At 61.1% G+C, this 24,654-nt stretch carries 20 protein-coding genes and 2 pseudogenes; 11 read left to right on the top strand and 11 right to left on the bottom strand.

Annotation, left to right across the window (positions count from 1 at the left end; all coding sequences use genetic code 11):
* Positions 1-110: 110 nt before the first annotated feature.
* From MF607_RS20365 to MF607_RS20380, 4 genes and pseudogenes are all read left to right on the top strand, one after another.
* Positions 111-776: pseudogene (locus tag MF607_RS20365) on the top strand (IS3 family transposase); the annotation flags it as partial.
* A gap of 52 nt (positions 777-828) precedes the next feature.
* Positions 829-1,104: a hypothetical protein gene (locus MF607_RS20370; protein WP_242121962.1), complete on the top strand. Its 276-nt coding sequence runs from the start codon at positions 829-831 to the stop codon at positions 1,102-1,104.
* 29 nt (positions 1,105-1,133) lie between these two features.
* The gene (locus tag MF607_RS20375) at positions 1,134-1,853 is read left to right on the top strand and encodes a GIY-YIG nuclease family protein (RefSeq protein WP_242121963.1); all 720 of its coding nucleotides are present in this window, start codon (positions 1,134-1,136) and stop codon (positions 1,851-1,853) included.
* Complete coding sequence (locus tag MF607_RS20380) at positions 1,843-2,517, top strand: VRR-NUC domain-containing protein (RefSeq protein WP_242121964.1); 675 nt, start codon at positions 1,843-1,845, stop codon at positions 2,515-2,517. The genes MF607_RS20375 and MF607_RS20380 overlap by 11 nt, the downstream gene beginning before the upstream one ends.
* A gap of 32 nt (positions 2,518-2,549) precedes the next feature.
* Here MF607_RS20380 and MF607_RS20385 read toward each other — a convergent pair whose 3' ends face one another.
* The 7 genes from MF607_RS20385 to MF607_RS20415 all read right to left on the bottom strand — a co-directional run bounded on the left by MF607_RS20385 (position 2,550) and on the right by MF607_RS20415 (position 7,847).
* On the bottom strand, positions 2,550-3,155 hold the full coding sequence (locus MF607_RS20385) for a GNAT family N-acetyltransferase (RefSeq protein ID WP_242121965.1): 606 nt from the start codon (positions 3,153-3,155) through the stop codon (positions 2,550-2,552).
* Entirely contained in the window at positions 3,152-3,640 is a 489-nt protein-coding gene (locus MF607_RS20390) for a hypothetical protein (protein ID WP_242121966.1), read from the bottom strand. The genes MF607_RS20385 and MF607_RS20390 overlap by 4 nt, the downstream gene beginning before the upstream one ends.
* The gene (locus MF607_RS20395) at positions 3,549-3,830 is read right to left on the bottom strand and encodes a type II toxin-antitoxin system Phd/YefM family antitoxin (protein ID WP_242121967.1); all 282 of its coding nucleotides are present in this window, start codon (positions 3,828-3,830) and stop codon (positions 3,549-3,551) included. Before MF607_RS20395 ends, MF607_RS20390 begins: the two co-directional genes overlap by 92 nt.
* 402 nt (positions 3,831-4,232) lie before the next feature.
* On the bottom strand, positions 4,233-5,768 hold the full coding sequence (locus tag MF607_RS20400) for an argonaute/piwi family protein (protein WP_242121968.1): 1,536 nt from the start codon (positions 5,766-5,768) through the stop codon (positions 4,233-4,235).
* Positions 5,765-7,159 (bottom strand): toll/interleukin-1 receptor domain-containing protein, encoded by a 1,395-nt coding sequence (locus tag MF607_RS20405; RefSeq protein WP_242121969.1) that lies wholly within the window; start codon positions 7,157-7,159, stop codon positions 5,765-5,767. The genes MF607_RS20400 and MF607_RS20405 overlap by 4 nt, the downstream gene beginning before the upstream one ends.
* Before the next feature lie 51 nt (positions 7,160-7,210).
* On the bottom strand, positions 7,211-7,606 hold the full coding sequence (locus tag MF607_RS20410) for a type II toxin-antitoxin system VapC family toxin (protein WP_242121970.1): 396 nt from the start codon (positions 7,604-7,606) through the stop codon (positions 7,211-7,213).
* Complete coding sequence (locus MF607_RS20415) at positions 7,599-7,847, bottom strand: AbrB/MazE/SpoVT family DNA-binding domain-containing protein (protein ID WP_046408754.1); 249 nt, start codon at positions 7,845-7,847, stop codon at positions 7,599-7,601. Before MF607_RS20415 ends, MF607_RS20410 begins: the two co-directional genes overlap by 8 nt.
* 235 nt (positions 7,848-8,082) lie before the next feature.
* Between MF607_RS20415 and MF607_RS20420 the strand changes: the two genes are divergently transcribed.
* From MF607_RS20420 to MF607_RS20430, 3 genes are all read left to right on the top strand, one after another.
* Positions 8,083-8,766, top strand: coding sequence for a recombinase family protein (locus MF607_RS20420; RefSeq protein WP_242121971.1), 684 nt, complete (start codon positions 8,083-8,085; stop codon positions 8,764-8,766).
* A gap of 701 nt (positions 8,767-9,467) precedes the next feature.
* On the top strand, positions 9,468-12,254 hold the full coding sequence (locus MF607_RS20425; protein WP_347340907.1) for a TonB-dependent receptor domain-containing protein: 2,787 nt from the start codon (positions 9,468-9,470) through the stop codon (positions 12,252-12,254).
* Between the two features lie 41 nt (positions 12,255-12,295).
* Complete coding sequence (locus MF607_RS20430) at positions 12,296-13,243, top strand: recombinase family protein (RefSeq protein ID WP_431311983.1); 948 nt, start codon at positions 12,296-12,298, stop codon at positions 13,241-13,243.
* Here the strand turns inward: MF607_RS20430 and MF607_RS20435 are convergent.
* The gene (locus MF607_RS20435; RefSeq protein WP_242121973.1) at positions 13,221-13,625 is read right to left on the bottom strand and encodes a response regulator; all 405 of its coding nucleotides are present in this window, start codon (positions 13,623-13,625) and stop codon (positions 13,221-13,223) included. The genes MF607_RS20430 and MF607_RS20435 overlap by 23 nt on opposite strands.
* The gene (locus MF607_RS20440; RefSeq protein WP_242121974.1) at positions 13,622-15,166 is read right to left on the bottom strand and encodes a sensor histidine kinase; all 1,545 of its coding nucleotides are present in this window, start codon (positions 15,164-15,166) and stop codon (positions 13,622-13,624) included. The genes MF607_RS20435 and MF607_RS20440 overlap by 4 nt, the downstream gene beginning before the upstream one ends.
* 836 nt (positions 15,167-16,002) lie before the next feature.
* Here MF607_RS20440 and MF607_RS20445 point away from each other — a divergent pair.
* The gene (locus tag MF607_RS20445) at positions 16,003-16,200 is read left to right on the top strand and encodes a hypothetical protein (RefSeq protein WP_066562783.1); all 198 of its coding nucleotides are present in this window, start codon (positions 16,003-16,005) and stop codon (positions 16,198-16,200) included.
* Positions 16,190-18,262: a recombinase family protein gene (locus tag MF607_RS20450; protein WP_242121975.1), complete on the top strand. Its 2,073-nt coding sequence runs from the start codon at positions 16,190-16,192 to the stop codon at positions 18,260-18,262. The genes MF607_RS20445 and MF607_RS20450 overlap by 11 nt, the downstream gene beginning before the upstream one ends.
* A gap of 23 nt (positions 18,263-18,285) precedes the next feature.
* Here MF607_RS20450 and MF607_RS20455 read toward each other — a convergent pair.
* Positions 18,286-19,334, bottom strand: a pseudogene (locus MF607_RS20455) (IS3 family transposase); the annotation flags it as partial.
* 344 nt (positions 19,335-19,678) lie between these two features.
* Between MF607_RS20455 and MF607_RS20460 the strand changes: the two are divergent.
* Complete coding sequence (locus MF607_RS20460) at positions 19,679-20,461, top strand: type 2 periplasmic-binding domain-containing protein (RefSeq protein ID WP_056455842.1); 783 nt, start codon at positions 19,679-19,681, stop codon at positions 20,459-20,461.
* A gap of 527 nt (positions 20,462-20,988) precedes the next feature.
* On the opposite strand, the gene MF607_RS20465 is transcribed toward MF607_RS20460, so the two are convergent.
* Positions 20,989-23,250, bottom strand: a complete 2,262-nt coding sequence (locus MF607_RS20465) for a cadherin-like domain-containing protein (protein WP_242121976.1) — start codon at positions 23,248-23,250, stop codon at positions 20,989-20,991.
* 247 nt (positions 23,251-23,497) lie between these two features.
* Here MF607_RS20465 and MF607_RS20470 point away from each other — a divergent pair, with 247 nt between their 5' ends.
* Positions 23,498-24,583, top strand: coding sequence for a helix-turn-helix transcriptional regulator (locus MF607_RS20470; protein WP_242121977.1), 1,086 nt, complete (start codon positions 23,498-23,500; stop codon positions 24,581-24,583).
* Positions 24,584-24,654 lie beyond the last annotated feature (71 nt).

Below are 24,654 nucleotides of genomic sequence, written 5' to 3' on the forward strand. Positions count from 1 at the left end.
AGGCCGGCGATCTGGCGCCATGCTGAGGCTGGACCCGTCCTGACCTCGAAGACGACAACGATGCGCAAAAGAAGATCGACTACGAGCACCTTGGCAAACGGCTTGACCGATTAGACGACAAGCGGGTCGAGCGGATCTGGCGGCGCGAGGGGCTGAAGGTGCCGCAGCGCCAACCGAAACGCGGCCGGCTCTGGCTCAATGACGGCTCCTGCATCCGGCTTCGACCAGAGTATCCGGGGCACGTCTGGGCCTATGATTTCGTCGAGGAGCGTACCCACGATGGGCGCAAGTTCCGCATCCTGACCATCATCGACGAGGCCAGCCGCGAGTGCCTGGCACTGGTCGTGTCACGCCAGCTCCGCCACGAAGACGTGCTGGCCGCGTTGGCCGACCTGTTCATTGAACGCGGTCCGCCAGCGCACATCAGGTCGGACAATGGCAGCGAATTCATAGCCACCGCCGTCCAGACCTGGCTCGGCCAGATCGGCGTGAAGACGCTCTACATCGCCCCGGGCTCGCCATGGGAGAACGGCTATAACGAGAGCTTCAACGGGTCGCTTCGCGACGAACTGCTCAATGGCGAGATCTTCTACAGCCTCGCGGAGGCCAGGGTGCTGATCGAGGCATGGCGCCGTCACTACAACACCGTCCGGCCGCACAGCAGCCTGGGCTACCGCCCGCCGGCCCCGGAAGCGGCGACACCGCCATTACCGGCCTCCGGTTCCGCTTCGCTCCACCTACGCCCGGCAATGGCGGCGGAGACGACAATGCACTAACTAACATGCCGGACCACCCGCTGGGGGCTGCTCAATCCAGGCGCTGCGCTGGATGACCCGCGGCCAGCCCCAGCAGGCGGCGATGTTCGCCCAGTTGAGGGGCAAGCTAGGAGAGCCGACGTCGACCACGGCCGACGCGCTGCAGAACGGATTTGGCGCGAAATACGAGAGCCTCCGCGCCACCTGGTCGTTGCCGCAGACCGTGACCGCAGTCTTTCAGGGCATCGACGGTCGCATCGACCAGGGCAAAGTCGAGATCATGTCGGAGGCGGCGCGGGCGCGGGTGATGGAAGAGCTGTCCAAGGCGAACAAGAGCACGCCGCTGTGACCCGTCGATCGTAGCCGGAGCATACCGTCTTGGCAGAAGCGACCGGCCAGCACCTCTACGTCATGCAGAACGAGTTCGGGCTTATCAAAATCGGCCGATCCGTCGACGTCGAACGCCGTCGCCTCACGCTCCAATCGACCGAGCGTTGCCGAATCCAAACCGTCGAAATCTACACCGGATGCGGCGACATGGAGGAGGACATTCACCTCGACATGGACGATCACCGGCTCGCAGGCGAGTGGTTCGACGGGTCCGACGAGGCGCGCGCCGCGCTTTGCGAGCTGATTAGCTGCGACGATCCTCCGATCAGGTGGCCCTACGCATACGATCCAAGCGGCGCGTCGGCATGGCTCGACCACATCAATGTCGTGCGCCACGCCGCGGCTATCCGTCGCGAGCTATATCGCCAGATCACGATCCTGCGCGATGGACACGAGCCGAGCTGGGTTTACGACAGCGGCGTGTTCTACGCGAAATGGAGAGCCGCGACCGGCAGGCCCCCAGGGCTGGATACCGTGAAGATCGACGGTCAGACCGCGACGCATTGGTTCGACCTGGACAGCGACGCCGAGGGCATCGTTCCGGCCTTCACCGCGAGCGTCGAGAACGCCTTGCTCGCATGGCCAGACGATCTTCGCCCCGCCACCTGGATCGGCACCCCGATCGCGTGCTGCATCGCCGCGCTCGCCGCGATCAGAGACCGGCTGCCGCGCGTCGAGCGCCGTCCGACGCCCGATCATGCCGGCTAAGCCGCGCACATCGCTCCGCGACCAATGCGCGGCGCTCGGTGTGCCGCTCGAGCTCGTCGACCTGCCCCGCGGTCCTGACGGGTGGCATGTCGACGGCCACGCCCACTATCGACCCGAACACGCCGCCGCGGCGCTGTTGCGGGCCGAGGGCTGGACGTGCGCCACATGCGAAGGCGGACCGATGCTCCTGCTGATGAAGGCGGCCTGCCTGGAGCGCCTGATGGAGCTGAACACGCTGGGGGCGGCCGACAGCCTCACCCGCTTCCTGGAAGCGCAGTTCGTCATCAATGCCGCCCACCTCGACAGCATCTATGCTGCGATCGGCCGCGCTACGACGGCCCGGGTCCGCCGCAACTTCGACGCGATCTACGCTGCCGGCGTCGATGAGTATTATCCCGGTGTTACCGGCGAGCTGATCGAGCAGCTACACCGAGCGCTCGGTCCGCAGCTCCCCAGCATCGCAGCTCGTTTCGGCAGCGACGCCTACTGCTACCGTGCCGGGTGGCCGGACCTGACCGCCGTGCGGGATGGAGATGTCCTTTTTCGCGAGATCAAGACGAGCGACAAACTCCACCGCTCACAGCTCGAAACAATCGCGAACGTGCTGCTACCCGAAGGACTTACCGTCGACGTCCTCCAGCTTGCCGAACTCAGGATGCAATAGTTGATTCTCGGCAGGCTGGTCTTCGCGCCTGTTCAGTTGCGCCAAGGATCGGGCTGTTCGGGAAGCGTCGGCACCGACACGGGATACCTCAGAGGTATCGCATGGATCGTAGCGACGGGGCGGGGATGCGAATAGAGCTTGTTCGCGTCTGAAGCAGCGGTCCACGTAAACCCGTATCTGTTATAGAACGGAACGGGAGTCGATTTGCTGCTGAATGAGGCATGCGTTACGCCGATCGGCAGAATAGTCGCGCTCGGATGGTACGCGTGCGCCCAATCGAGCATGGCGTTCATCATGATCGCGCCAAGGCCATGGCGCTTCAGATCATTGTGAACCTCAAAGAACCCGCCGGGAATCTTGACACCACCCTCCCTGACCTCACCAAACCCGTTGATCTGCAGCGTGCGCCGCACTCCGATGCCGCGCTGATAGAGCCCGACATGACCCGTCAGCCGGATTTGAACGTCGACCTGGCGCCGTGTTCTCTCGATAACGACGGTGGCATAAAGCGGACCGGCTTCGCCCGCGACGGCACGGCTGCCGGTCAAGTCCAGCCGGTAGAGATTTGTGATGGTGCTGGGCTCTACGAGGGTCACCAGGCCGAGTTCCTCGCCACGAGAACGGACCGCTTCGCTCACTGATCGCGATCGACCGGCCGACCGATGCCGACGGCGACCATCGCATCGAGAACGCGCTGGAGCAGGCTAGAAGGAATGAACCCGTAGCTCGTCGACGGCTCGCGCCCGGGGATCGGCCGCGTATCGTAGCCCGGCCAGGCATAGCGGTTCCACTCGCTGACCACGATCCACGAGCGGTCGCCGGAAAGGCGGAGCTGGCGGCGCACGGCCTGCGGCACCTCGATCGCGACATCGCCGGCGCCGGGCTTCTTGGTGGTGAACGGGACCACATGGACGAGTGACAGGCCATCCCGGCTGACCGTCATCAACACAACCGCGACCGGCCGGTCCTTAATCCCCTCGTCGCGCCCGTCGCGATACTCACGCTCCCACAGGTAGCTGTAGTTTAGGACTTCACCCGGCTCCGGCAGCCTGGAGCTGCCTTTCGGCTTCTTCGCTGCCTGGCCCGGGCTTGACGGCGCGGAGCGCGTCGAGGGTTTCTTCATCCAGATCCTCCGTGCGCCCGGCGACCCGTTCACGGCGTCGCAGGCGCTCATATTCGTCCACAGGAACCATGACGAAGCGCACCCGGCCGTTGCGGCTCACCCCGACAGGGCGGATCATCGCCTCGTCGGAATAGTGGCCGAACTGCTTTTGCAGCGTGCCGGACGGCACGATTTCCATGCTCTTCGCCATGAGCGGCGCTCCAATCTTGTCGCAGTTACCGTGGTGGGATCTGTTCGAACCGCCTGCGGGCGGGCTGTCCTTCACCAGTGCGTTGCGGCTCCCCGCTTGGCCTTGTGGCCGTTCTCTTCGCACATCGGGACGTGTCTATCGTGTATGGCGGTCTTGTTGCGTTGCGTTTGTCTGTTTCCGAGCGTTACCTGGAGCAAGCCAGCCTAAAAGGCTGACGAGCCGGATCATGCGGATAATCCGGAAAGTCGTCAAGAGCCGACATGTGTAGGTTTTCCTGAAATGGTGGACGGCATCTGCCCGGCGGCACGCTCCCGAAATAGCGGATTTGCACCTAAATCGGTGGACGTCAGCGTTTTCGCCTTACGCTCGACGTGCCATCGGCATCAGTCGGCGCTCATGGGATCAGATGTAGTGCCGGAACGGCAGCGGCGGTGCGGTAACGGTATGAGGCGACGCCATCAGGATCTCACCCACCCGGTCGGCGAACTTGAGCGTCACGGGCAGGGCGCTCGCAAAATCGCAGGCGTTATGGTTTACCTTGGTGAGCGCAAGGATGTCGCCGAGCACCTCTACAATGTCCCCTTCGCCATGCGTCACGTCGACGGTGAGCGGCTTGGGTGTCTCGAACCCTGGATACCCTGCCAGCCGCGGCACGAACCCCCGCGCCCAAAGGTAACCTGACCAGTCACCCACGGTAAGGGCTGTGCCGCGCAGGACCGGTGTCGACGCAGAGGGGCGGAACAGCCGAACATCATCGAGCTGCTTGATCCTGACTCCTACCAGCTGTGTTTCAGTGGGCACTGCGCTGCAAAAGCCGTCCCACTCATCGTGGGAAAAGCGGTGACGGCCATGGATGAACAGCTGGTTCGGCGGCTTGCCGTGCTTGAGCTTATAGCCCTCGACCACCGAGGTCATCAAATTCGCCGCCGCGCTCCTCGACAGGTGATATTCCTTGCGCTCGTCGGAGTACCAGGGGCCAAGGGCGCCGCGAAATACGAGACCGTCGCCTGAGTTGAGGAACATCTGCGCGGCGCAACAGGCCTCGCCCGTCGCCGCAGGCGTGTCGTCGTTCTTAAACACCAGTCCGACGTAGCAAACGCCAGGGCGGACATGGGCCAGCGCCCACGGCTTGGCGTCCATCTTGAAGTAGAGCGTGGTGCAGAAGTTCCAGGCAACCGTGGCCTCGTCCTGGAGGCCGCGCCGGCGGTCGTTGGTGATGTTGAGGTTGCGATCGACCAACGTGCTTTCGAGGATCAGCTGGAGGACGACGCCGTCCTGCAGCAACTCGGCTTTCAACTGGTGGTGGAAATTGCTCGAGAACAGGTAGGTTTCGGCATCCCGCACCGTGTCTGGGAACAGGTCGCCGCCCATCTGGAAGAAGCGTTTGGCGTCCTTGAAGCTCGTGATGTCAGAGGGAGTGCGCTCGTCTCTGGGCGGTGGTGCTACCTGGGGACGTCCGTAGCGATAGACGACGTCCGGAACAACAACGAGCCAGACGTCGGGACGGCGCTCCTCGGCGCGGATGTGCGCGCGGATCGCGTCGGCGAACAGCAGCACCGTGGATCGGACCGCGTCGGCGCGATTGTTCTTCTTGATGCAATGATCGATGTCGCCGCTCTTGAGCGCTAGCTCGACCATGCCGCGGGTTGGCAGCGCGATGCCGAAGCAGGCCTCGAAGCCTGGCCATGCGGGTGCCCATAGAACGGGCTTGCCCTTCGCATCGACCTTGCCGGGGATATGTAGGCTGATCCGCTCTAACCAGCGGCGGGATAGGCCGACGCCGCTCTCCGTCCCGATGACGCCCAAGCGCACCTGGGAGCGGCCATCGGGGCCTTCGAGCGGCCCGAAGAGGAAGAGCCCATCTTTTGGCGCTTCCATCTGCTGCCCGTGACCGAACTCAAGCAAAGGTTCGGCGATGCGATGCGTGAGAATGCTCATGCGTCGGCCTCCTCCGGCATCTCATCCCGGTCGAAAGCCGTTTCGAAGTCCTCTGACAGGGTTATCTGGCCGGATTCGTCTTCCTCGACTCGGCGGTCCTCTTCCGCGGCGAAGCTGACTGGGAAGTCGAAGCTCATCGGTAGGCTGGCAACCGCAAGGCGCTCACCGGACGCGGCAATGTCTAGGGTCGGATCACCTTCGGCAAGCCACCCCATCGCGGCGAGCAGCATGTCGCGCCATTTGTCGTTGAACCAAGACCGCGTGAGGCGCAACCGGATACGCTGCAGCTGTTCACCGGGGAGCGGGGTTCGGCCATCGGTCGTCACCGCGACATTGGCATGGACCCGGAAGAGAGCATCCGGCCAGAGCTTGGGTTGAGCGACAAGGCACAAGTGCCAGCGCCGATCCTTGAACTTGCCGCTCAGCACCCGGTCAACCCGATGTCCGTCGCTCAGCGTAAGCTTGACCCTCCCGTCGATCAGCCCGTCGGGGAAGAAGCGGCCCCGGGCGCCCGAAGAGAAATCGACAGGAAGTAGCCCAAGACGATGCATAGCCAGGTCCCAATGCTGACGCATCAGATTGACGGCGATCCGCCGTGCATTGGAGCGCTCACCGAAGTGGCGGCTATACGTACCGTCTATCACGCCGTTGAAGGGCAAGCTGGCCCGCGCCTTTAACGGCGGAGCACCATTGTTGAGACGCTCTATCGCATCGGGTCCGCAGAAGGCGATCGCGCCTCCATCGTGCAGCACATGGGGAACACGCGTGAACTGGCTCCAGGCTTCCAACTGCGCAGTCGTGCCCTTCGCCTCCAGGATCCAGACGTCAGGCCTCGCCCGGAGTTCGAACCAGTTGCTGTAGAGCGTCTCGGGACTTGGAGTGACCAGCTTTCGACCGTCCTCTTGGGCAGCGACGATCATCGCAAGCTGCTCGGCGTCCGGATGCTCGACCTTTGGCACACGTGAGGAGTCGAGCGTCTCGAACAGGGGCTGAAGGCAGGCAGCCCAGTTAGGGAACGCATTGTGTGCGTTCTGGCGGAGGATCTCCGTCGGGAAATCGCCGAAATCCACGTCGGCGATTCGGATCGGAATCATAAACTCCGCATCGCCGAGCTTGCGACGCATGACGTCGCCGAGGGCGAGTTCCTTCTTTACGCCTTGCTTGCCGATGTGCTCGGACACGACGACGATCTGCTTGATCGCCTCGTGCCGCAGCACGTGCTCGATCTTGTCCCAGAAATCGTCGCCACCCCGAAGCGCGCGAACGTCGACCCAGACCTTGTACCCGGCAGTGGTCAAGCGACCTGCGAGCCACCGCGCGAACCGGTTATCCTCGGGGTTGGCGTGCGTGATCAGAATGGTGTCGCGCACCAGTGTCGGAACGGTTGTCATGCGTGTCCCCGCCTGCAGCGTACCGTACCCAAAAGCACGAATATGGGCCTACTACGCCAGAGGGCGCATGTTGGTGATGGTAATGCCGACATCCGCGCTCGCCAGCGGGCCGTCCGTCGTGAACATCTGCGCTTGCAGATCGATCGCCAAAGCAAGGCATGCCCGGTCGCCAAGCGAAAAACCAAGTGCCTTCGTCGACGGTCGGAGGTCGCCTATGATGAGCGCCTGGGCAGGGGAGAGCGGCCGAACATCGAGGTGCAACCCGCCGAGCGCCTCACGCACCTCGTCCAGCGACAGGCCACGCTCCCGCAGCTTGGACACGACCTCGGCCAGGTTCGCCGTTCCGATGACACTGCGGGTCAGCACGTCGACTACCCGATCAGCCCCGGGCTCGTCGTTCAGAAGGCAGAGCAGGGCGGAGGCGTCGAGTACGACCTTGCTACTCACGCTCCGCCTCACGCCGGCGTTCGGCAATCAGCTCGTCAGCCAGGCCGACGCCTTCGGGCACATACTTGCGAAGGATCGCGCGAGCCCGCTCTAACGCTCTCGGTACGGACCGTACCCGCAACTCGCCATCGTCCACATCGACGAGAACGGTGTCACCTGTGGTGATCCCGAGCTCACGGCGCATTGCCGCCGGGATCACGAGCTTGCCACCATCCACGATCTTGACCCTCTGTGCTTCCATCTGCACTGAACTCGCTTGGCTGACCCAATCACCAGACCTTACCGGATGTCGGCGCTGACGGATAGCGCAAAGCAGGACCCTTCAACGGGTTTAGTGATTGGTGGCCGTTCATATCTGCGCGCGGTAGCTACTTAGGCCTGACTAGCTGAGCTAGGCTCGACAGGATCGGCGCTTGCTATTCCGAGCCGGATGCCGCAGCGGTGGCTCACAAGGGTATACCCAATTGAGCCGGGGAATGATGAGCAAGCAGCAAAGCACGATCCGGGCGGCACGGGTATATCTGCGAGTCAGTACCGACGAACAGGATCTGGCCCGGCAGGAAGCGATCGTCGCCGGTGCGCGGGCGGCCGGCTTCTACGTTGCGGCGGTGTACCGTGAGAAGGCGTCGGGTGCGCGACCCGATCGCCCCGAACTGTTGCGCATGGTCGACGACCTGCAACCCGGCGAAGTCGTGATCGCCGAGAAGATCGACCGGATCAGTCGCCTGCCGCTGCCCGAAGCCGAACTGCTGGTCGCAACGATCCGGCGGAAGGGCGCGCGTCTGGCGGTGCCGGGGATCGTCGACCTGTCCGATCTGGTCGCCGACAGTTCGGGGGTATCGCGGATCGTGCTGGAAGCGGTGCAGGACATGCTGCTCCGCGTCGCGCTGCAAACCGCCCGCGACGATTACGAAACGCGGCGCGAGCGCCAGCGCGAGGGGATCGAGATCGCCAAACGGGCAGGGCGCTACACCGGGCGGAAGCCGGATCTGGCGCACCATCGCCGCATCGTCGCACTGCGCGAGGCCGGCATGAGTATTGCTCGCACGGCGGAACTGGCCGGTTGCAGCATCGCGCAGGTTAAGCGCGTGACTGCGTTACACCGTAAGAAGGTTGCGGCGCAGGACATGCATTGTGAGAGCACTGACGCTGGACGATAACCTCTGCCGAAATTTGCCGGACAGCCGTCATCTACGGCTTAGAGATGACGTCTCGGATCCAGCAGTGCCGGAAACATTCATGTCCGCCCTTCAAAAAAGGCCGCTGTTCGAGCGGCCTTTCCGCAGCTTTAACGGATGTCCCCGGTACCTACAAAAGTGGAAACGTGCCGATTGTCTCGACGTGAGAATGTTTACTCACCGGCTTCGGATAAAGCGCGACATCGCAACGATGCGTCTCGTCCGCCAAACCGCATCAACAACCGCTCGTCGGCGCTGCATCATATGCATCAGGCCCAATCACCGAATCGGAGTAGCGCCAGCTTCGGTAGCGCCCGATAAGGATGCAGCGATGCCGGTAGAAAACGAACGCATTGTTTCAGCTGCTTATTCGTCCAGACCAGAGTAGCGGTTAAGCAGTCATCACCGTTTGGAATACGCTTGTAATCATTGACTTGCGTGTTTCCAACCAATGTGGCCAATCCACAACACAGTGCGACAATTTCATCACCGAACAAGTTCGCCACGAAAAACCGACTTGCAGAGAGACATCCATCCCGCGAGCCTTGTCCCATAACAAAACAAGAAGACAGGGGTTTGCTAACATGCTGAGTTTCCGATCGGTCGTATTATGCGGCGGGGCCGTCCTTGCTATTGTATCTACGACCCTGGCTACCGCTGCGGACGCTCAGACAGCGCCTTCCGTGTCCAGCCCGAACGTCGCCGACGATGCCGCCGCGGACGGTGAAATCGTGGTGACCGGCTCGCGCATCCGTCGCGATCCGACCGATCAGCCGTCGCCGGTCGTCAGCGTCGATGAACAGGCGATCGCGCGCACCGGGCTGTCGTCGATCGCCGACGTACTGCAACGCATTCCTAGTTCGGCGGGCGGGCTGAACACCAAGTTCAACAATTCGGGCAATTTCGGCAATCCGCCTGACGGCGGCGGTGTCGGCGCCGGATCGGCAGCGATCGACCTGCGCTATCTGGGCGCCAAACGGACGCTCGTGCTGGTCGACGGCCTGCGTTACGTCAACGGCGCCTCGGCCAGCGGCATCCCCGCCTCGGTCGATCTCAACTCGATTCCCGACGTAATGATCGGCCGGGTAGAGGTGCTGCAATCCGGGGCGTCGCCACTCTACGGATCGGACGCCATCGCCGGCGTCGTCAACATCATCACCAAGTCGAGCCAGCGGGGCTTCCGCGCACAGGCACAATATGGCCAGTTCCTCGAACAGGGCGATGGCGAAACCGAGAATTACCAGCTCAGCTGGGGCAACGGGTCGAATCAACCCGTCGATTTCGTTGCTGGTGCCTTCTACATCCGCCAGCGATCGGTCAGCGCCGCCGACCGCGATATCTCGCTGTTCCCCAATCCCGGCCAAACCAGCTGCGCCGATCCGATCGGCGGCTGTTCCAGCTACACCCCACTCGGCCGCTTCATCGTCAATGGCCAGAACCTGACGCTGCGCGCGCCGGTCATCGGCCGCACGCCGGTGTACGACCCGACGCTGGCCGGTGGCGATTTCAAGGCATTTACCGCCGGCGACCGGTTCAATTTCGCGCCGTTCAACTATTTCCTGACGCCCAGCGAACGCTATGGCGGTTTCGTCAACGCCCGCGCCGAATTTTCCGAAGCACTGAACCTGCGGGTAAAAGCGGTCTACAACCACCGCCAGTCGCAGAACCAGGCGGCGTTCCTGCCGCTGCCGATCGGCCCGGATGCGGGCGGCGGGCCGCTGACCCGTACCGTTTCGATCGACGTAACCAATCCGTTCAATCCGTTCGGCCGCACCCTGAACGGAGGTGATAATGGTCAACCCGCGACCTACTCGGCGATCTTCCGCCGACTGGTCGAGGCAGGGCAGCGCACCTACAGCCAAACGGTCGACACCATGTCGGTCACCGGTACGCTCGACGGACAGTTCGAGATGATGGGCCGCAACTGGTATTGGGATGCCAGCGCGGTCGTCGGTTATAACGACGCCAAGCAGTTGTTCACCGGCAACGTCAACGTCGCCCGCCTGCGCCAGGCGCTGGGCCCGATCGGCCAATGTACCGGCGAATGCGTTCCCCTCAACGTCTTTGGCGGGGTCGGGTCGATCACCCCGGCGATGCTGGGCTTCATCGGCTTCGACGAGCGCGCGCGCAGCAATCAGGTGCTGAACGACTATACCGCCAATCTGTCGGGTCAGCTGTTCGACCTGCCGGGTGGTCCGGTCGGTATCGCGATCGGTTATGAACACCGCTACCAGTCGGGCAGCTTCACCCCCGATCCGTTGATTCAGGCGGGGCTTGGCGCGGACATTCCAGCGCAGGCCGCGCGGGGCAGCTTCAACGTCGATGAAGTCTATGGCGAAATCCGCCTGCCGTTGCTCAAGGACGTGCCGTTCTTCAGCAGCCTCGAACTGAACGGCGCGGTTCGCCATTCGGACTATTCGACGTTTGGCGGCAACACGACGCTTACCGGGGGTGGCTTGTGGAAGCCGGTGTCGGACCTGCTGCTGCGCGGATCCTATGCGGAAAGCGTCCGTGCGCCGTCGATCGGCGAATTGTTCGGCGCACAGTCGCGCTTCGACCAGTCGCTGCCCGATCCCTGTTCGAACGTCGCGGGCAGCCTGTTCCGCACCAACGCCACCGCGCGCACGAACTGCATCGCCGACGGCGTGCCGGCCAGTGGCAGCTATGCCGAACCGGCGGGCCAGTTGCCGGTCCTGACCGGCGGCAATTCGGCGTTGCAGCCCGAAAAAGCGCGTACGCTGCTGTTCGGCGGCGCCTACAGCCCGGCATGGGCGCGGGGCGGCTTTGCCAGCGCGCTTAGCCTGGAGGTCAATTATTACGACGTCCGGGTTCGCGACGCGATCGCCGCCATTCCCGCCAACGTGTTGCTCGGCCGCTGCGCGTTGACCGGCGATCCACTGTCGTGCGCGGCGACGACGCGGACCGCCAACGGCTTCATCTCGTCGATCAGCGGGCTGCTGCTCAACACCGGCGGCATCCGCACCCGTGGCATCGATGCGACCTTCACGCTACGCACCCGCGAAACGGGCGCGGGCGTGTTCGGGTTGTCTGTGATCGGCAATTATCTGCTGGGCTATCAGGAAACCGTGCCCGCTACCAACGGCACCACGACGACTCGCTATGAAGGAACCGAGCGCGGCAGCCCGGATCAGGCATATCCGCGGTTCAAGGGGCTGGCGACGATCGACTGGGCGGTAGGGCCGGTTACGGCATCGGTCACCGGCCGTTTCATCGACGATGTCCGCGAAATTCAAAACACGACAGTGTTGAAGGAGCGGCTGTACGGTGACGTCCAGCTCGCCTTCCGTCCTGCATGGATGGACAGCCGCTTCGCGCTGACGCTGGGGGTTAACAACGTCTTCGATCAGGACCCGCCAGCCTGCTTCTCGTGCAGTCTCAACAACTACGACCCGACGACCTACGACGTGCCGGGCCGCTTCGGCTACGTTCGCTTGTCATACGGTTTGTAAGTACAACCGGAGTGGGTGGCGAACGCCCGCTCCGGCAAGCCATGATGCCGGAAGGAACTCAAAGCCCGCGCGGGGAAAAATTCCGGGATGGTTGCATTAGGACCAAAGCAAAATCCATAGATTATCGGCGCTATAGCGATCGATTAATGAACCGCGTTTTGCCACGTCCGATACTGAACGATGATCGTTGCCGTTCATATCCACCGGGACTACTATCACGATCTGTTCTCGGCACCGTTGGGTTGCTTCGCTCCAAATCGGCTGATCGCTATCTTGCGTATACCCAGTTGATCCGAGGAACGATGAGCGAGCAGCAAGGCAGCACGATACGAGCGGCGCGGGTGTACTTGCGCGTCAGTACCGACGAACAGGATCTCGCCCGGCAGGAGGCGATTGTGGTCGGCGCCCGTGCCGCAGGCTTTTATGTCGCTGCCGTGTACCGCGAGAAGGCGTCAGGGGCGCGGCCTGATCGACCCGAGCTCTTGCGGATGGTCGACGACCTGCAACCCGGCGAAGTCGTGATCGCCGAGAAGATCGACCGGATCAGCCGCTTGCCGCTTCCGGAAGCCGAACTGCTGGTTGCGACGATCCGGGGGAAGGGTGCGCGGTTGGCGGTACCCGGTATCGTCGACCTGTCCGACTTGGTCGCCGACAGTTCAGGGGTATCACGTATCGTGCTGGAGGCGGTGCAGGACATGCTGCTCCGCGTCGCGCTGCAAACCGCCCGCGACGATTACGAGACGCGGCGAGAACGCCAGCGCGAGGGGATTGAGATCGCCAAGCGGGCAGGGCGTTATACCGGGCGGAAGCCGGATCTGGCCCACCACCGCCGTATCGTCGCGCTGCGCGAAGCCGGTATGAGCATTGCCCGCACGGCGGAACTGGCTGGTTGCAGCATCGCGCAGGTTAAGCGGGTCACGGCGCTTCATCGACGCAGCGTCGCGGTATCAGAAACTTCGCCTGGTGTTACTCGGCCTGCTTCGAACTGACCGACGCTGCATCCCTCACGGCAGCAATCACCTGCGGCATGGAAGCTGGCTTTTGAAGTTGTGGTAAGCCAGCAAATCTCGTTGGCAGTAAATGTTTGTCGTATCCACTAAGCAAAATTACCGGCACCGATCGTGATATCAGTTGGTCAATAAGCGCAAAGCTCATTTCTCCGTCCAGATTAACATCGATGAGGGCTGCGTCGGCGGAAAAACCGTCACTCCGCGCGAACTCCAACGCATCGGATAGCCTGCCCAAAGATGCGACGATATTTGCTCCTTGGTCCTGTAGCGAGCGCTCTAGGAGTACCGCGATAAAGTATTCGTCTTCAACTATTAACGTGCGGCACCCATTTAAGGCACTTTCTGGAAGGATCGCGTTCAAGCTGCAACTCCGTTTGTGCGAAGTGGTACAACCATGCAACAAGACAAGTCGCTCTCGCGGAGTTCATATGTGCTCGAGCCACCAAGTTGCCGGGGAACGGCCCGCTCAATCAGCTCCCGTCCAAAGCCTTTTCGGGAAGCGGGAGTGGGCTGGATGGATGAGAAGCCCGCTTCGTGCCATTTCAGGGTGAGACGGCTAGGCGGGCTATCAATGTCCCAACTAATAGCGATGCTTCCGGTACCAGCACGTAGCACACCGTACTTCAGCGAGTTCGTGAGAAGCTCGTGAAGCAAAAGCGCAAGCATCTGAACTATGGTACGCGACAGGTTGACGTCCGGTCCACTGACTCTCAACCCGACGGTACTCACGGCATCACCGATGCTGTCGATCTCCATCGATACGAGATCGTTCATAGTCACTGGCTTAGTGTCAGCATCCGTAAGTAGGGTCTGCACCCTTGCAATAGCCTGCAGCCTGCCGTGAAAAGCCGGTGCAAATTCCGACCATTGCTGGGCGGTGGCAGCGGTTTGAAGCGCAATGCCCTCAACGATGGTCAGCAGGTTGCGTGTGCGATGTTGAAGTTCGGCAACGAGCAGTTGCTGAGACACTTCCAGGCGACGTTGCTCATGTATGTCAGTAAACGTCCCCATCCACCGGAAGGTCGCTTCGTTCTCGGGATATGGGAGGGCACGGCCATAGTGCCAACGGTAGCCGCCTCCGTCGTCGTGCCAAATCCGACAATGAACTTCGAAAAACCTCTCGATCGCTGCCGCTGACCACGCCTTGTCGATTGCGGGAAGGTCCTCAGGATGCACCTTCGTTCGCCACCCCAAGCCGAGGCTGGACCGTTTCGGCTGACCGGTGATGAGTTGCCACTGCGGGCTTGCCCATCGCCAGCGCGCATTCACGTCCGCGCACCATATGAACTGCGGTATGTTCTCGACGATCAACTGAAGGTTGCGTTCGACGGCTCGATGAGCCGTTGCTTCACGCTGACGCGCTTCGTTGGTTTCGACCCGCATGATGCCTGTAGCTACCAGGCTAGCGTAGATACGAAGGAACGGAAGATCCGACGAAAAGTCGCGCGGCTCTCGTGTACTGATATGTAGATGACCGAGCACCGGAGTGGCGGGACCATCGAGTAATGGCAGTAACGCTAACCCACGTTGCCCGAAGCGTTGTAGAAGGTTCTTCGTTTCGAGCCTGGTTTCGATATCGATGTTCGGCACGATGACGGGCTCACCGCTGTCGAGAAGCGCGCTTTCTAACGACCCGTCATCCCGCCGAGCTACTGTCCCGCCAACGTGCAGCTCGTCTATTCCTACACCCGCTCGCAATATAACCCTGCGAGCTTGGTTACTCAGACGGTACATGAGGACCATGTCTGCCTTAACCGCTTCGCACACGCAGCGGCACGCTTCGCGCATGATCAAGTCAACGTTTTCCGACTTGAGCGCAAACTCAGCGAACGTCGCTAGCATTTCCTGCTGGCGATAGGCGATCGTACCGACCGTGTGTGTAGCGTCGCGAACTGCGACCATAACCTCTCCCAATGTCTCTAAAGTGGACATCGAATTCCGATTGGCTTGAGATTCTGATCAAGATCGCACGAACCAGAAATGGCGCCAACATTTTTAATTTAGAATCAGCGATATCGCGGTAACGAGCTATATAACGGACCATCGCTTACAGATTGCTGTCCACATAGTGTCGGCATACCGCAATTCGTGAAACGGCACGCGCTATATCGGAGGGAAAGCAACGACCTGGTTGTGGTATTAATCAGCCATCGAAGCAAGCGGGGACGGCACGCTATTTATTTTAGAATTCCGCTTGCGGTCCACTGACGGTCGATAGCGGACCCAGTGGATGCCAGCCTAGAGGTGGCTCGGTTTGTCTGAACAGGCTCGCGGCTTTGGATAAGTGTACTGCCGCTGGTTGATCATGCCGCTGCGAGAAGCGGTTGGTGAAAGTATACTTGGTCGGGCGTGCGGCCGCCAAGCGCGGAGTGCGGCCTGACGGCATTGTACAACACGGCGACGCAACGCCCACGAACCCGATATCCGGGAAGTTATCTATCAATGGCACCCCTGGAGGGGTCGGCAGATCCACGTGCATCAAGCCGTGGAACGCGCCGGGGGGATTGTTTTTCGGTGCAACCTCACAGGTACGACGTCCGATCGCTTGCTTGAGATTCCGGCGTGGATGTTTGACCGCGCTGTTTGTACCATGACGTGCCTTGAAGCTGCATCTCGCGTGGATATCGGCGCGCTGAGCGCGCTGTCCAGACTCCTGCAGGTGGCAGCCAAGAAGATTTCGGCTTCATCGGTTTCGAGCGCAGCATTCAGCCCTCACGACTCGTATTCGGGAGGTCTTGATGGCACGCAAGCCGATGACAGTGCAGCTCGATCTGTTCTCCAGCCCCAGCGGTTCCGGGATCGCGCAGCTTCCGCGATGGCAGACCCTGCCGCCGCCGACACGCCAAGCGTTGATGCCGCTGATCGTACGCCTGCTACTCGAGCATATCGACAGCGATCCCGTCGCGGAACCACGGGAGACGTACGATGAACTTTGAGAAGATCGGCCCGCAGCATCTCGAACGCAAGGCGATCCTGTATGTGCGGCAGTCCTCCCCCCATCAGGTCCTTCACAACCGGGAGAGTAGCGCTCTGCAATACGCAATGCGCGATCGCCTGGTCACTCTGGGGTGGTCTCGCATCGAGACCGTCGACGAAGATCTTGGCCGATCAGCCGCAGGAGGTGTGACACGCGCCGGTTTCGACCGGATGGTTGCCGAGGTCTGCCTTGGCAAAGTCGGTGCAGTCGCTGCACGGGAAGTTTCGCGCTTCGCCCGCAACAGCCGTGACTGGCAACAGCTTATCGAGATGTGCCGGGTCGTCGACACGGTGTTGATCGACCAAGAGACCGTGTACGCCCCGCGCCAGGGCAATGACCGACTGCTGCTGGGCCTGAAGGGCAGCCTCAACGAGTATGAACTGGATCTTCTGCGCCAGCGTTCGCTCTCAGCCCGCTACGAGAAGGCTCGACGCGGCGAACTGATCGTTGCGGCCCCAGTCGGCTTCGTGAAGGTCGGTGACCGGCTCGAGAAGGATCCCGATCGTCGGGTCCAGGAAGCCATCGTCCTGGTTTTTGACAAGGTGGCCGAGCTCGGCAGTGCACGGCAAGCGCTGCTCTGGTTTATCGAGCATGGGCTGGACCTCCCAGCCAAGCGCAACAACGGCGATATCGAGTGGCGCAAGCCGAACTATGCAACCATTCACCGGATGATCGAGAACCCGATTTACGGTGGCGCCTATGCCTATGGTAAAAGTCGCACTGCCGCCGGATATAATGGTGGTGGCATGCGATCGCAGAGTCGCCGCAAGCCACGGAACGAGTGGCTGGCGCTAATCCCTGGTTCGCACGAAGGCTATGTCAGTTGGGAGCGATCGGAGATTATCCGCAAGATGGTGAGCGACAATGTCCCCACCAGTCGGCACCATGGGGCGCCCAAGCATGGCGATGCACTGCTCACCGGGCTCGTCCGTTGCCGGCGGTGCGGCCGCAAGCTGACCGTGCGTTACACCGGTGCCAGGCATGATATTCCCCGCTATTCCTGCTGGCGGGGCCTGCTCGACAATGGCGAGCCGCGTTGTATCGCATTCGGCGGATTGCGCGTCGATGATGCGATCGAGCAGGCGCTCATTCCGGTCCTCGAACCCGGAGCGATCGCGGCTGCGGTTGAAGCCGAAGCACAGGCAGCCAGTCGCCGCGATCAGGTCCGCGACGCACTGATGCGCGATTTCGAAGCAGTCCGTTACGAGGCCGATCGGGCCTTCCGACAATATGATGCCGCCGATCCTCAGAATCGGTTGGTAGCGGCGGAACTGGAAGCGCGATGGAACCGCGCACTCACGCGCGTCAGCGAAGTGGAGGCCAGGATCACCGCGCATGATGCCTCAATGCCGCAACCAGCGTCGACGTCCCTGAAGGAGATCGACGGCCTTGCCGCCGATCTCAAAGCCGTCTGGAAAGACCCGCAGACCGATGCACGATTGAAGAAGCGCATCGTGCGCACTCTCATCCAAGAGGTAATCGATGACATCGACGGCGACGCATCCGAGATCGTTTTGCTGATCCATTGGGCGGGCGGCGTCCATACCGAGTTACGACTGCCCAAGCGCCGCAAGGGACAGCGTAACAGCACCCCGGCCGACGTCATTGTCGCCGTGCGCCAACTCGTGCTCATCGCCAATGACGACCTGATCGCTGGTATCCTCAACCGGAACGGGCTGATGACCGGGCACGGCAACCGCTGGACGCGCGAACGGGTCACCGCGCTGAGGTCTCATCACAAGATTCCGGTCTTCCGCGCAGGAACCGATGGCGATGTTCCATGGCTGAACTTGGGTCAGGCGGCCCGCCAAATCGGCGTGACCCCGAAGACTCTCCGGGTCGCAGCGGAAGCCGGCGAGATCGAAGGCATCCATCCTCTACCAGAAGGACCATGGATATTCAGCCGGGCCGAACTTGGTGGCTCTTCCGCCCATCAACTCGTAAACCGCGCCCGGAAAAACCCAAAATACCCCACGGGATCGCATCCCGATCAGCAAAGCCTATTTACTTCAACAACATAGACAGATGGGTGTTATGAAGCAGGATTGTAGAACCCGACGTAGCGGCCGATGCCGGCACGAGCTTCGGGGACCGAGGCGTAGGCGTTGAGATACACCTCCTCGTATTTCACCGAGCGCCAGAGGCGCTCCACGAACACGTTGTCGCGCCAGCAGCCCTTGCCATCCATGCTGATGGCGACCTTCTCGCGGTGGAGGACGGCGGTGAACGCGGTGCTGGTGAACTGCGAGCCCTGATCGCTGTTGAAGATCGTGGGCTTGCCGTAGCGGGCCAGCGCTTCCTCCAGCGCCTCGATGCAGAACCCGGCGTCGAGCGAGATCGACACCCGCCACGCCAGCACCCGCCGGGTGAACCAGTCGATGATGGCGACGAGGTACACGAAGCCGCGTGCCATCGGGATGTAGGTTATGTCGGCAGCCCAGACCTGGTTGGGCCTCGTCACCGCCAACTTGCGCAGCAGGTACGGGTAGACCTTGTGACCCGGTGTGGGTTTCGACGTGTTCGGCCGGCGGTAGAGTGCCTCCAGCCCCATCCGCTTCATCAGCGTCGCGACATGCAGCCGGCCGACCGTCGTGCCCTCCTGCCGAAGCAGATCGCGCAGCATCCGGCTGCCCGCGAACGGATAGAGCAGGTGCAACTCGTCGATCCGCCGCATGATGGCCAGGTCGGCCTCCGGTACAGGGCGTGACAGATAGTAGATGCTGCCGCGGCTGATCCCGAGCTGCCGCGCCTGGGCAATCAGCGGCAGCGCATGACCGCGGTCGATCATCGCTTTGCGCTCGGCAACAGACCGGCCTTCCCGAGCGCACCAGCCAAAAAATCGTTCGCCAGCGTCAGTTCGCCGATCTTCGCGTGCAGCACCGTGATGTCTACTGCCGGCTCGGCTGCGGCGGGTTCCGCGCCGAACACGTCCGCCGCGCCCTCCAGCAGCCGCGCCCGCCACTGGTTGATGAGGTTGGGATGCACGTCATACTGCTGCGCCAGCTCGGCCAGCGTCTTCTCGCCCTTCACGGCGGCCAGTGCCACCTTCGCCTTGAACGCCGGGCTGTGGTTCCTACGGGGTCGCTTGCTCATCTTGCCTCCTGCTCGCGGCCAGCATGGCCGCTGTCACATCGGCAATCCACTTATCCCCGCTGTCCAGATTCCCCGAACCACCTCTGCCTTGCCATGATTCGTATGATGCAGCAAAGCTGGCCTACTCCATTTAGAGTAAGCCGCAGTCGCATACCCCATTCTGAGTATATTCTTGGTTCAAATAAAAGCATATTTTACAAATACTAACTTATGTAACTGGATATTATCCGGCAACTTGGGCTTACTATGTGCCCAACAAAAATTCGTCTTAGCAGCGAGCTGTATGCGTACCGCCCCATGAGGTGCCTTTACCCATGGGTAAATACTTACGGATGAGGTGTGTTATGGCATTTCGCAATAATAGCGTTCTCATTACCTCGGCTACCGAGGTTGCTGTCATCGCTAACGGAACTGCGGACGTATATGATGCGGGCGGCGGCTCGCACGCCTATGTCATTGCCAGCGGCAAAGTGGGCAATGACAGCTTCGTAAATTTCGGAAGCGATGATTCCATCCTGAACGGCAAAAAAATCTTTGACGGGAATAATGATGGCTTCATAGCGTTCGGACCGAACGGCGTTCTCGATATAGATCGCAGTTCACGGAGCAATGCCGGCGAGGACCATTTTCAGATTGTCGGCGAGAACGAGAACGCGATCTTGTTGTTGCGATATCTCGGCGAGAAGGGCGGCAACCACGTCTACGCTGACGCTGGAACGTTATTCAACCTGTTCGACACCTTTGGCGAAGCAAGCGTTATCGAAGGCGACGTTTCCAACGACACCATTGACGTTAGCGGTGGACAGAGGGTTGTGTTTCATGACAACGGCCTTGGTCTGAACCTAGGCAGCGATACCGTGACCGGTTTTGGTGACGATGATCTGTTCGTCACCACCCGGCTATTGTTCGATCGCGATGGTGACAACACCGTTACGTTTGGTGGTAACGCTGTTCTCGATACGTCGGGTACGACTGGTCCCAACTCGAGCGATCCATCCAAGGGGCCAGGCGGTCAGGTCAACTTCACGGGCATCTCAGGACTGGCTTACCTCGGATCGAACGAAGTCGACGGAACGACGTACTATTACTATGGGACTGCGACGACTACGGTCGATCCGATTATCTGATAGACCACAGTCGCCGCGATGAAGAGGCTCGCCGAACAGTCGGCGAGCCTTTTTTTTTCGGCTTCACTCGCATATGGGGAATCAGTAACGCATCTTTAGCTCACGTAAGGCAACGGGAATTCACACGGGTCGCCGGTCAGAACCACGGCGCCTGTTGGAATGTCGGTGTGCATGGATGGGCAAGCCGTTGTCGATCAAGCCATGGTCGCTGCAGCCGGTTGCAGCCGATTTGGGACACGTTGCTAAGATGCAACGCGGCGGTTCGGGAGCGATCCGGTGGCACGACCAGCGCGGCAGCGCAGGTACTTACGTCACCAAGGTGCATGGCAACGATTCCCGGACTCGATGGATATAGAAGCATTCGCCCATCATCCGGCGCTGCACGAAGCACGGCATCACGCCACACCGGACGAATCTTGACGGAATTCAGAGCAGGCAAGTGAACTGATGGGGTGGAGGCCCTTTGAATAGATAAGCAGATATTTTGGAAATGGACGCCCGTTCGTACGGCGGGCGCCCATCACGCATTAGCCGAAAGTTTCCAGGTCCGCCGCCGAGCCAACGCTGCTGTAGACGTAGTACGTCACGCCGTTCCGCGTTACCGACCCATCATATTCGATGGCTGTGACGACCGCACCCAGCGCGTCCCTGATCGAGACGGAACCGCCCTCGCCAGGGTCGCTCCCATCGCCAGGAGCTCCGGTTCCTCCCGAAAGGTCAAGGACGCGATTGCTGCCGAAGGCGATGATGCCATCGCCGTTGCGATCGTTCAGCCGCGTGGTGGTCACCAGTAGGTCGTTGCTGCCGAACGCGGTGATGTTGTCCGCGCCAAGATCGAGATCCAACGCGGTATCGAAGAAGAACACGTCGCCCGCGAGATCTCCCTCGTCTCCGGAAAGGCTGTCGTCACTCAAGACGTAGCCTTCCTTCGCACCCGTCGGCCTCACATACGCCGCACCATAGACCCAGTTGTCCTCACAGGCTTCGCCGAGAACTCGAAGCGCGGACACGCCATCGATCGCGATCGTACCGCCGGCGCCGCTGAGGTCGAGCTTTCGGTTGCGCCCCAGACCGATGAGGCCGTCGCCATTCGAATCCCTGAGCATCGTGTCCGTCACGAGCACGTCGGACGCGCCGAAGTTGGTGATGCGGTCGTCACCTGTATCTGCGGCGGCGCTGAAGAAGAACGTATTGTGGTAGTCGGCGCCGGTGAGGACTTCGTTGGCACCGGACGAGCCGTTCACGGTACCGACGCGGTCCACCGTAGGGCAGCCCGGCGGGTCGTCGCCTCGCACCAAGAGCTCGACGACCGTCTCTCCGCTATCGTCCTCCCCGTCGCTTACCTGATAGACGAAGCTGTCCTGTCCTTCGTATCCCGCGTCCGGCGTGTATGTGAACGAGCCATCGGCATTGAGCGCCAACGTCCCGTGCGAAGGACCCGTAAGCAAAGATGCGATCAGCGGATCGTCTTCGGCATCGGTGTCGTTCGCCAACACGCCCTCCGGGGCAGCGACCGTCAGGACGGTATCGACCCCCACGACGTAGCTGTCGTCGTTCCCGACAGGTGCCGCATTCGACAGACCGGAAGCAAAGCTCGCGCCGCCGAAGGTGAGGTATGATTCATAGAAGTCATAGCCGAATATCGAAAGCTGGAACTCTTCCGACGCTTCGACGCGAATGACGCCGGGCTCGATGTTCACATTGGCAACGCTCAGATCAGTGCCGGCGATCGATGTGAACTCGTTCGGGTCGACGAGCGCACCGTTGATGGTCAGCGTGTCGAGCGCAGCCGTCGGAACTATCAGGTTAAGGAGGTTGCTCTCTAAGGCGTCCGATCCCGACGGGGTGGCAACGACGTACGAGTCGAGCCACGTATCCGTTCCCGGTACGAAGCTGAGTGCCGGGTCGCCTTCACCGCCTGCCGTCGTTGCGCCCTGTAGGTACTGAGCGACCAGTGCGGGACGGGACGTGGTCACGACTGCGGCAGTGTCGGACAAGGTGAATTCGTGGAACGATCCCCTCGACAGGGTAGCCACGACCGATCCGTCGACCACTACTTCGGTCCCGTCGTAGGCGGCAACGACCCGTACCAGATTGTTCCCCGTTCCCACATCGAATGCCTCGCCGAGCACGTAGCTCTGCGACAGAGCGCTGATCGGCGGCATCTGCTCGATGAGATGGTCGCACGCCCCGTCGCCGATGTTGGCGCAACCCGCACCGCTGAAGACGGCGACGTTCTCCGTCGAGGAAATCAACGTACCAGTCAGGTTCAACCCGCCAGAAATGTTGATTCCGAGTGCGGCGTTGGCCGATGCGTCGACTGTCGAGAACTTGAACGTCTCGCCGGCATCGAGCTCGACCGTAGACTGCTGCCCATTAGGCAGCGTGAACGTGACGATAGTGCCATCCTTGATTGCCTGAACCGAGAACTGGCCGCCGTCGAGAATAGTGCTACCCTGCGAAGCGATGATGTACTCTTTGCCGAGAGTTTTTTCGCCGAAGATTACGGATAGATCGGACGTGGCATACTCGCGCTGCGATAGAAGCGCGGAGATGGATCCTTCCGATTCGATAACAAGTCCCTGGTCGTTGACGCCGGTACCGAACATGGCCAGGTTCTTGGGAAGCAGCACCGCAACCGAGCCGTCCGCTCCAATTGTGGCGGTTGCCTCATAGCCGGAACGCGACCTTATGATCACCGTCTCTCCCGCCTCGCCGAATATGAATAGATTGTCGGTACCTGCGTTATCGTGGTTCTGCAGTACGCTTACATATAGTCTCTCTGTCATAACTAATCCCTCCCCGAATTAACGACACGGAAATATGCTACTGCAACCGATCACAACCGGCTTTTCTTCTCCTGCTCGATTACATCCGAGTGATCGTCGAAGACGTTTCGATGAACGTCCCGGCGTTCCGGATTTTCGAGCCAAGATTTCTCGTTAACCATGCATTTACAATGTGCTACACAGCACGGCGTCACCCGTTCGAGTGATACCGGGAGGTTTGCTTAGAAAAAACTTGGGGAGGCCGAAGATGGAGATGAGCGGCAACTCACTGATAGATTCGATCTACGAAGCAGGTATCATGCCGTCTCTTTGGCCCGATACCCTCGCTGAGCTTGCCCGGTTTTTTAGAACCCGTGGCGCGTTACTTATGGTGCAGTCCGGCGGTACTGAAAGATGGACGGCATCGCCGAGCCTCGGCTCACTCATGCGAGATTTCGAGGAACAGGGTTGGTCCAAGCATAACATACGGGCTGCCCGCTGCCGTTCGCTATCTTCCTACGCTGGTTTCGTTACGGACCAAGACATAGCCACGCCGCATGAACTCGAGACCTTGCCGATCTACACTGAATTCCTGAGACCACGGAGTCTCGAAGCCGGTGCAGGGGCGACGATCCAAGGCATCAAGATGGACGGCCTGATGATTACCCTCGAAGGTTTCGACGGATATTTTAAAGCGAGAGAGGCCGTAGCACAACTGGACCAACTCCGGCCTCACTTGGCCCGCGCCGCAGCGATTTCCGCACGGATGAAAATGGAACAGGCGACTGCCGCTACCGACGCTCTGGCAGCGATAGGATCAGCAGCGGCAGTTCTTGCAACAGACGCTACTATCGTAAGCGCCAACTCAGCGTTCTCGGCCCTGGTCGCAAGTTCTATTGGTGACAGGACGGGCCGTCTGACGTTTTCGGAGCCGGGCGTCGACGTCGAGTTGTCAAATGCACTGGCAGCGGCGAACTCGGGCATTGGGCGATCCATCGCGGTCAGAAGAGCTGGTCAGGCGATGTTCGTCATTCATGTCGCTCCTTTGCTTCGATCCGCTCAGGACGTGTTCTCCGTTGGCGCCGCTCTCGCAGTCATAGACGTACCTGGACGCTCGGCGTTCCTGGACGTGCAGACTATCCGCAGCCTCTATGATCTCACACCGGCCGAATCCAAGGTCGCCTGCCTCGTAGCCGAGGGCCGGACGCCGGCCGAAGCCGCGAAGTCGCTTGGCGTTTCCATGGAAACGATCCGAACCCACCTCAAGCGAACCTATGCGAAGACCGGCACCGAGAGACAAGCCGGACTATCGATACAGTTGAGGAGCCTAACCGGCCGCCTGCCAAATCCATAATAGGCTTATCGCAACCTCCTAGGCGCGTTGATGAAGGGGTGCCGCCTCCATAATGATGCGTGGCCAGATCA

This window comes from Sphingomonas lacusdianchii (genome assembly GCF_022664395.1).
Classification (GTDB): domain Bacteria; phylum Pseudomonadota; class Alphaproteobacteria; order Sphingomonadales; family Sphingomonadaceae; genus Sphingomonas; species Sphingomonas lacusdianchii.

What these genes read in the sequence shown, in the direction of transcription:
- MF607_RS20465 (WP_242121976.1), bottom strand. Translation starts at nt 23,250, where the DNA reads ATGACAGAGAGACTATATGTAAGCGTACTGCAGAACCACGATAACGCA.
- MF607_RS20450 (WP_242121975.1), top strand. Translation starts at nt 16,190, where the DNA reads ATGAACTTTGAGAAGATCGGCCCGCAGCATCTCGAACGCAAGGCGATC.
- MF607_RS20370 (WP_242121962.1), top strand. Translation starts at nt 829, where the DNA reads ATGACCCGCGGCCAGCCCCAGCAGGCGGCGATGTTCGCCCAGTTGAGG.
- MF607_RS20420 (WP_242121971.1), top strand. Translation starts at nt 8,083, where the DNA reads ATGATGAGCAAGCAGCAAAGCACGATCCGGGCGGCACGGGTATATCTG.
- MF607_RS20470 (WP_242121977.1), top strand. Translation starts at nt 23,498, where the DNA reads ATGGAGATGAGCGGCAACTCACTGATAGATTCGATCTACGAAGCAGGT.
- MF607_RS20460 (WP_056455842.1), top strand. Translation starts at nt 19,679, where the DNA reads ATGGCATTTCGCAATAATAGCGTTCTCATTACCTCGGCTACCGAGGTT.
- MF607_RS20390 (WP_242121966.1), bottom strand. Translation starts at nt 3,640, where the DNA reads ATGAAGAAACCCTCGACGCGCTCCGCGCCGTCAAGCCCGGGCCAGGCA.
- MF607_RS20395 (WP_242121967.1), bottom strand. Translation starts at nt 3,830, where the DNA reads ATGGCGAAGAGCATGGAAATCGTGCCGTCCGGCACGCTGCAAAAGCAG.
- MF607_RS20440 (WP_242121974.1), bottom strand. Translation starts at nt 15,166, where the DNA reads ATGGTCGCAGTTCGCGACGCTACACACACGGTCGGTACGATCGCCTAT.
- MF607_RS20415 (WP_046408754.1), bottom strand. Translation starts at nt 7,847, where the DNA reads ATGGAAGCACAGAGGGTCAAGATCGTGGATGGTGGCAAGCTCGTGATC.
- MF607_RS20430 (WP_431311983.1), top strand. Translation starts at nt 12,296, where the DNA reads ATGATGCCGGAAGGAACTCAAAGCCCGCGCGGGGAAAAATTCCGGGAT.
- MF607_RS20380 (WP_242121964.1), top strand. Translation starts at nt 1,843, where the DNA reads ATGCCGGCTAAGCCGCGCACATCGCTCCGCGACCAATGCGCGGCGCTC.
- MF607_RS20405 (WP_242121969.1), bottom strand. Translation starts at nt 7,159, where the DNA reads ATGACAACCGTTCCGACACTGGTGCGCGACACCATTCTGATCACGCAC.
- MF607_RS20400 (WP_242121968.1), bottom strand. Translation starts at nt 5,768, where the DNA reads ATGAGCATTCTCACGCATCGCATCGCCGAACCTTTGCTTGAGTTCGGT.
- MF607_RS20445 (WP_066562783.1), top strand. Translation starts at nt 16,003, where the DNA reads ATGGCACGCAAGCCGATGACAGTGCAGCTCGATCTGTTCTCCAGCCCC.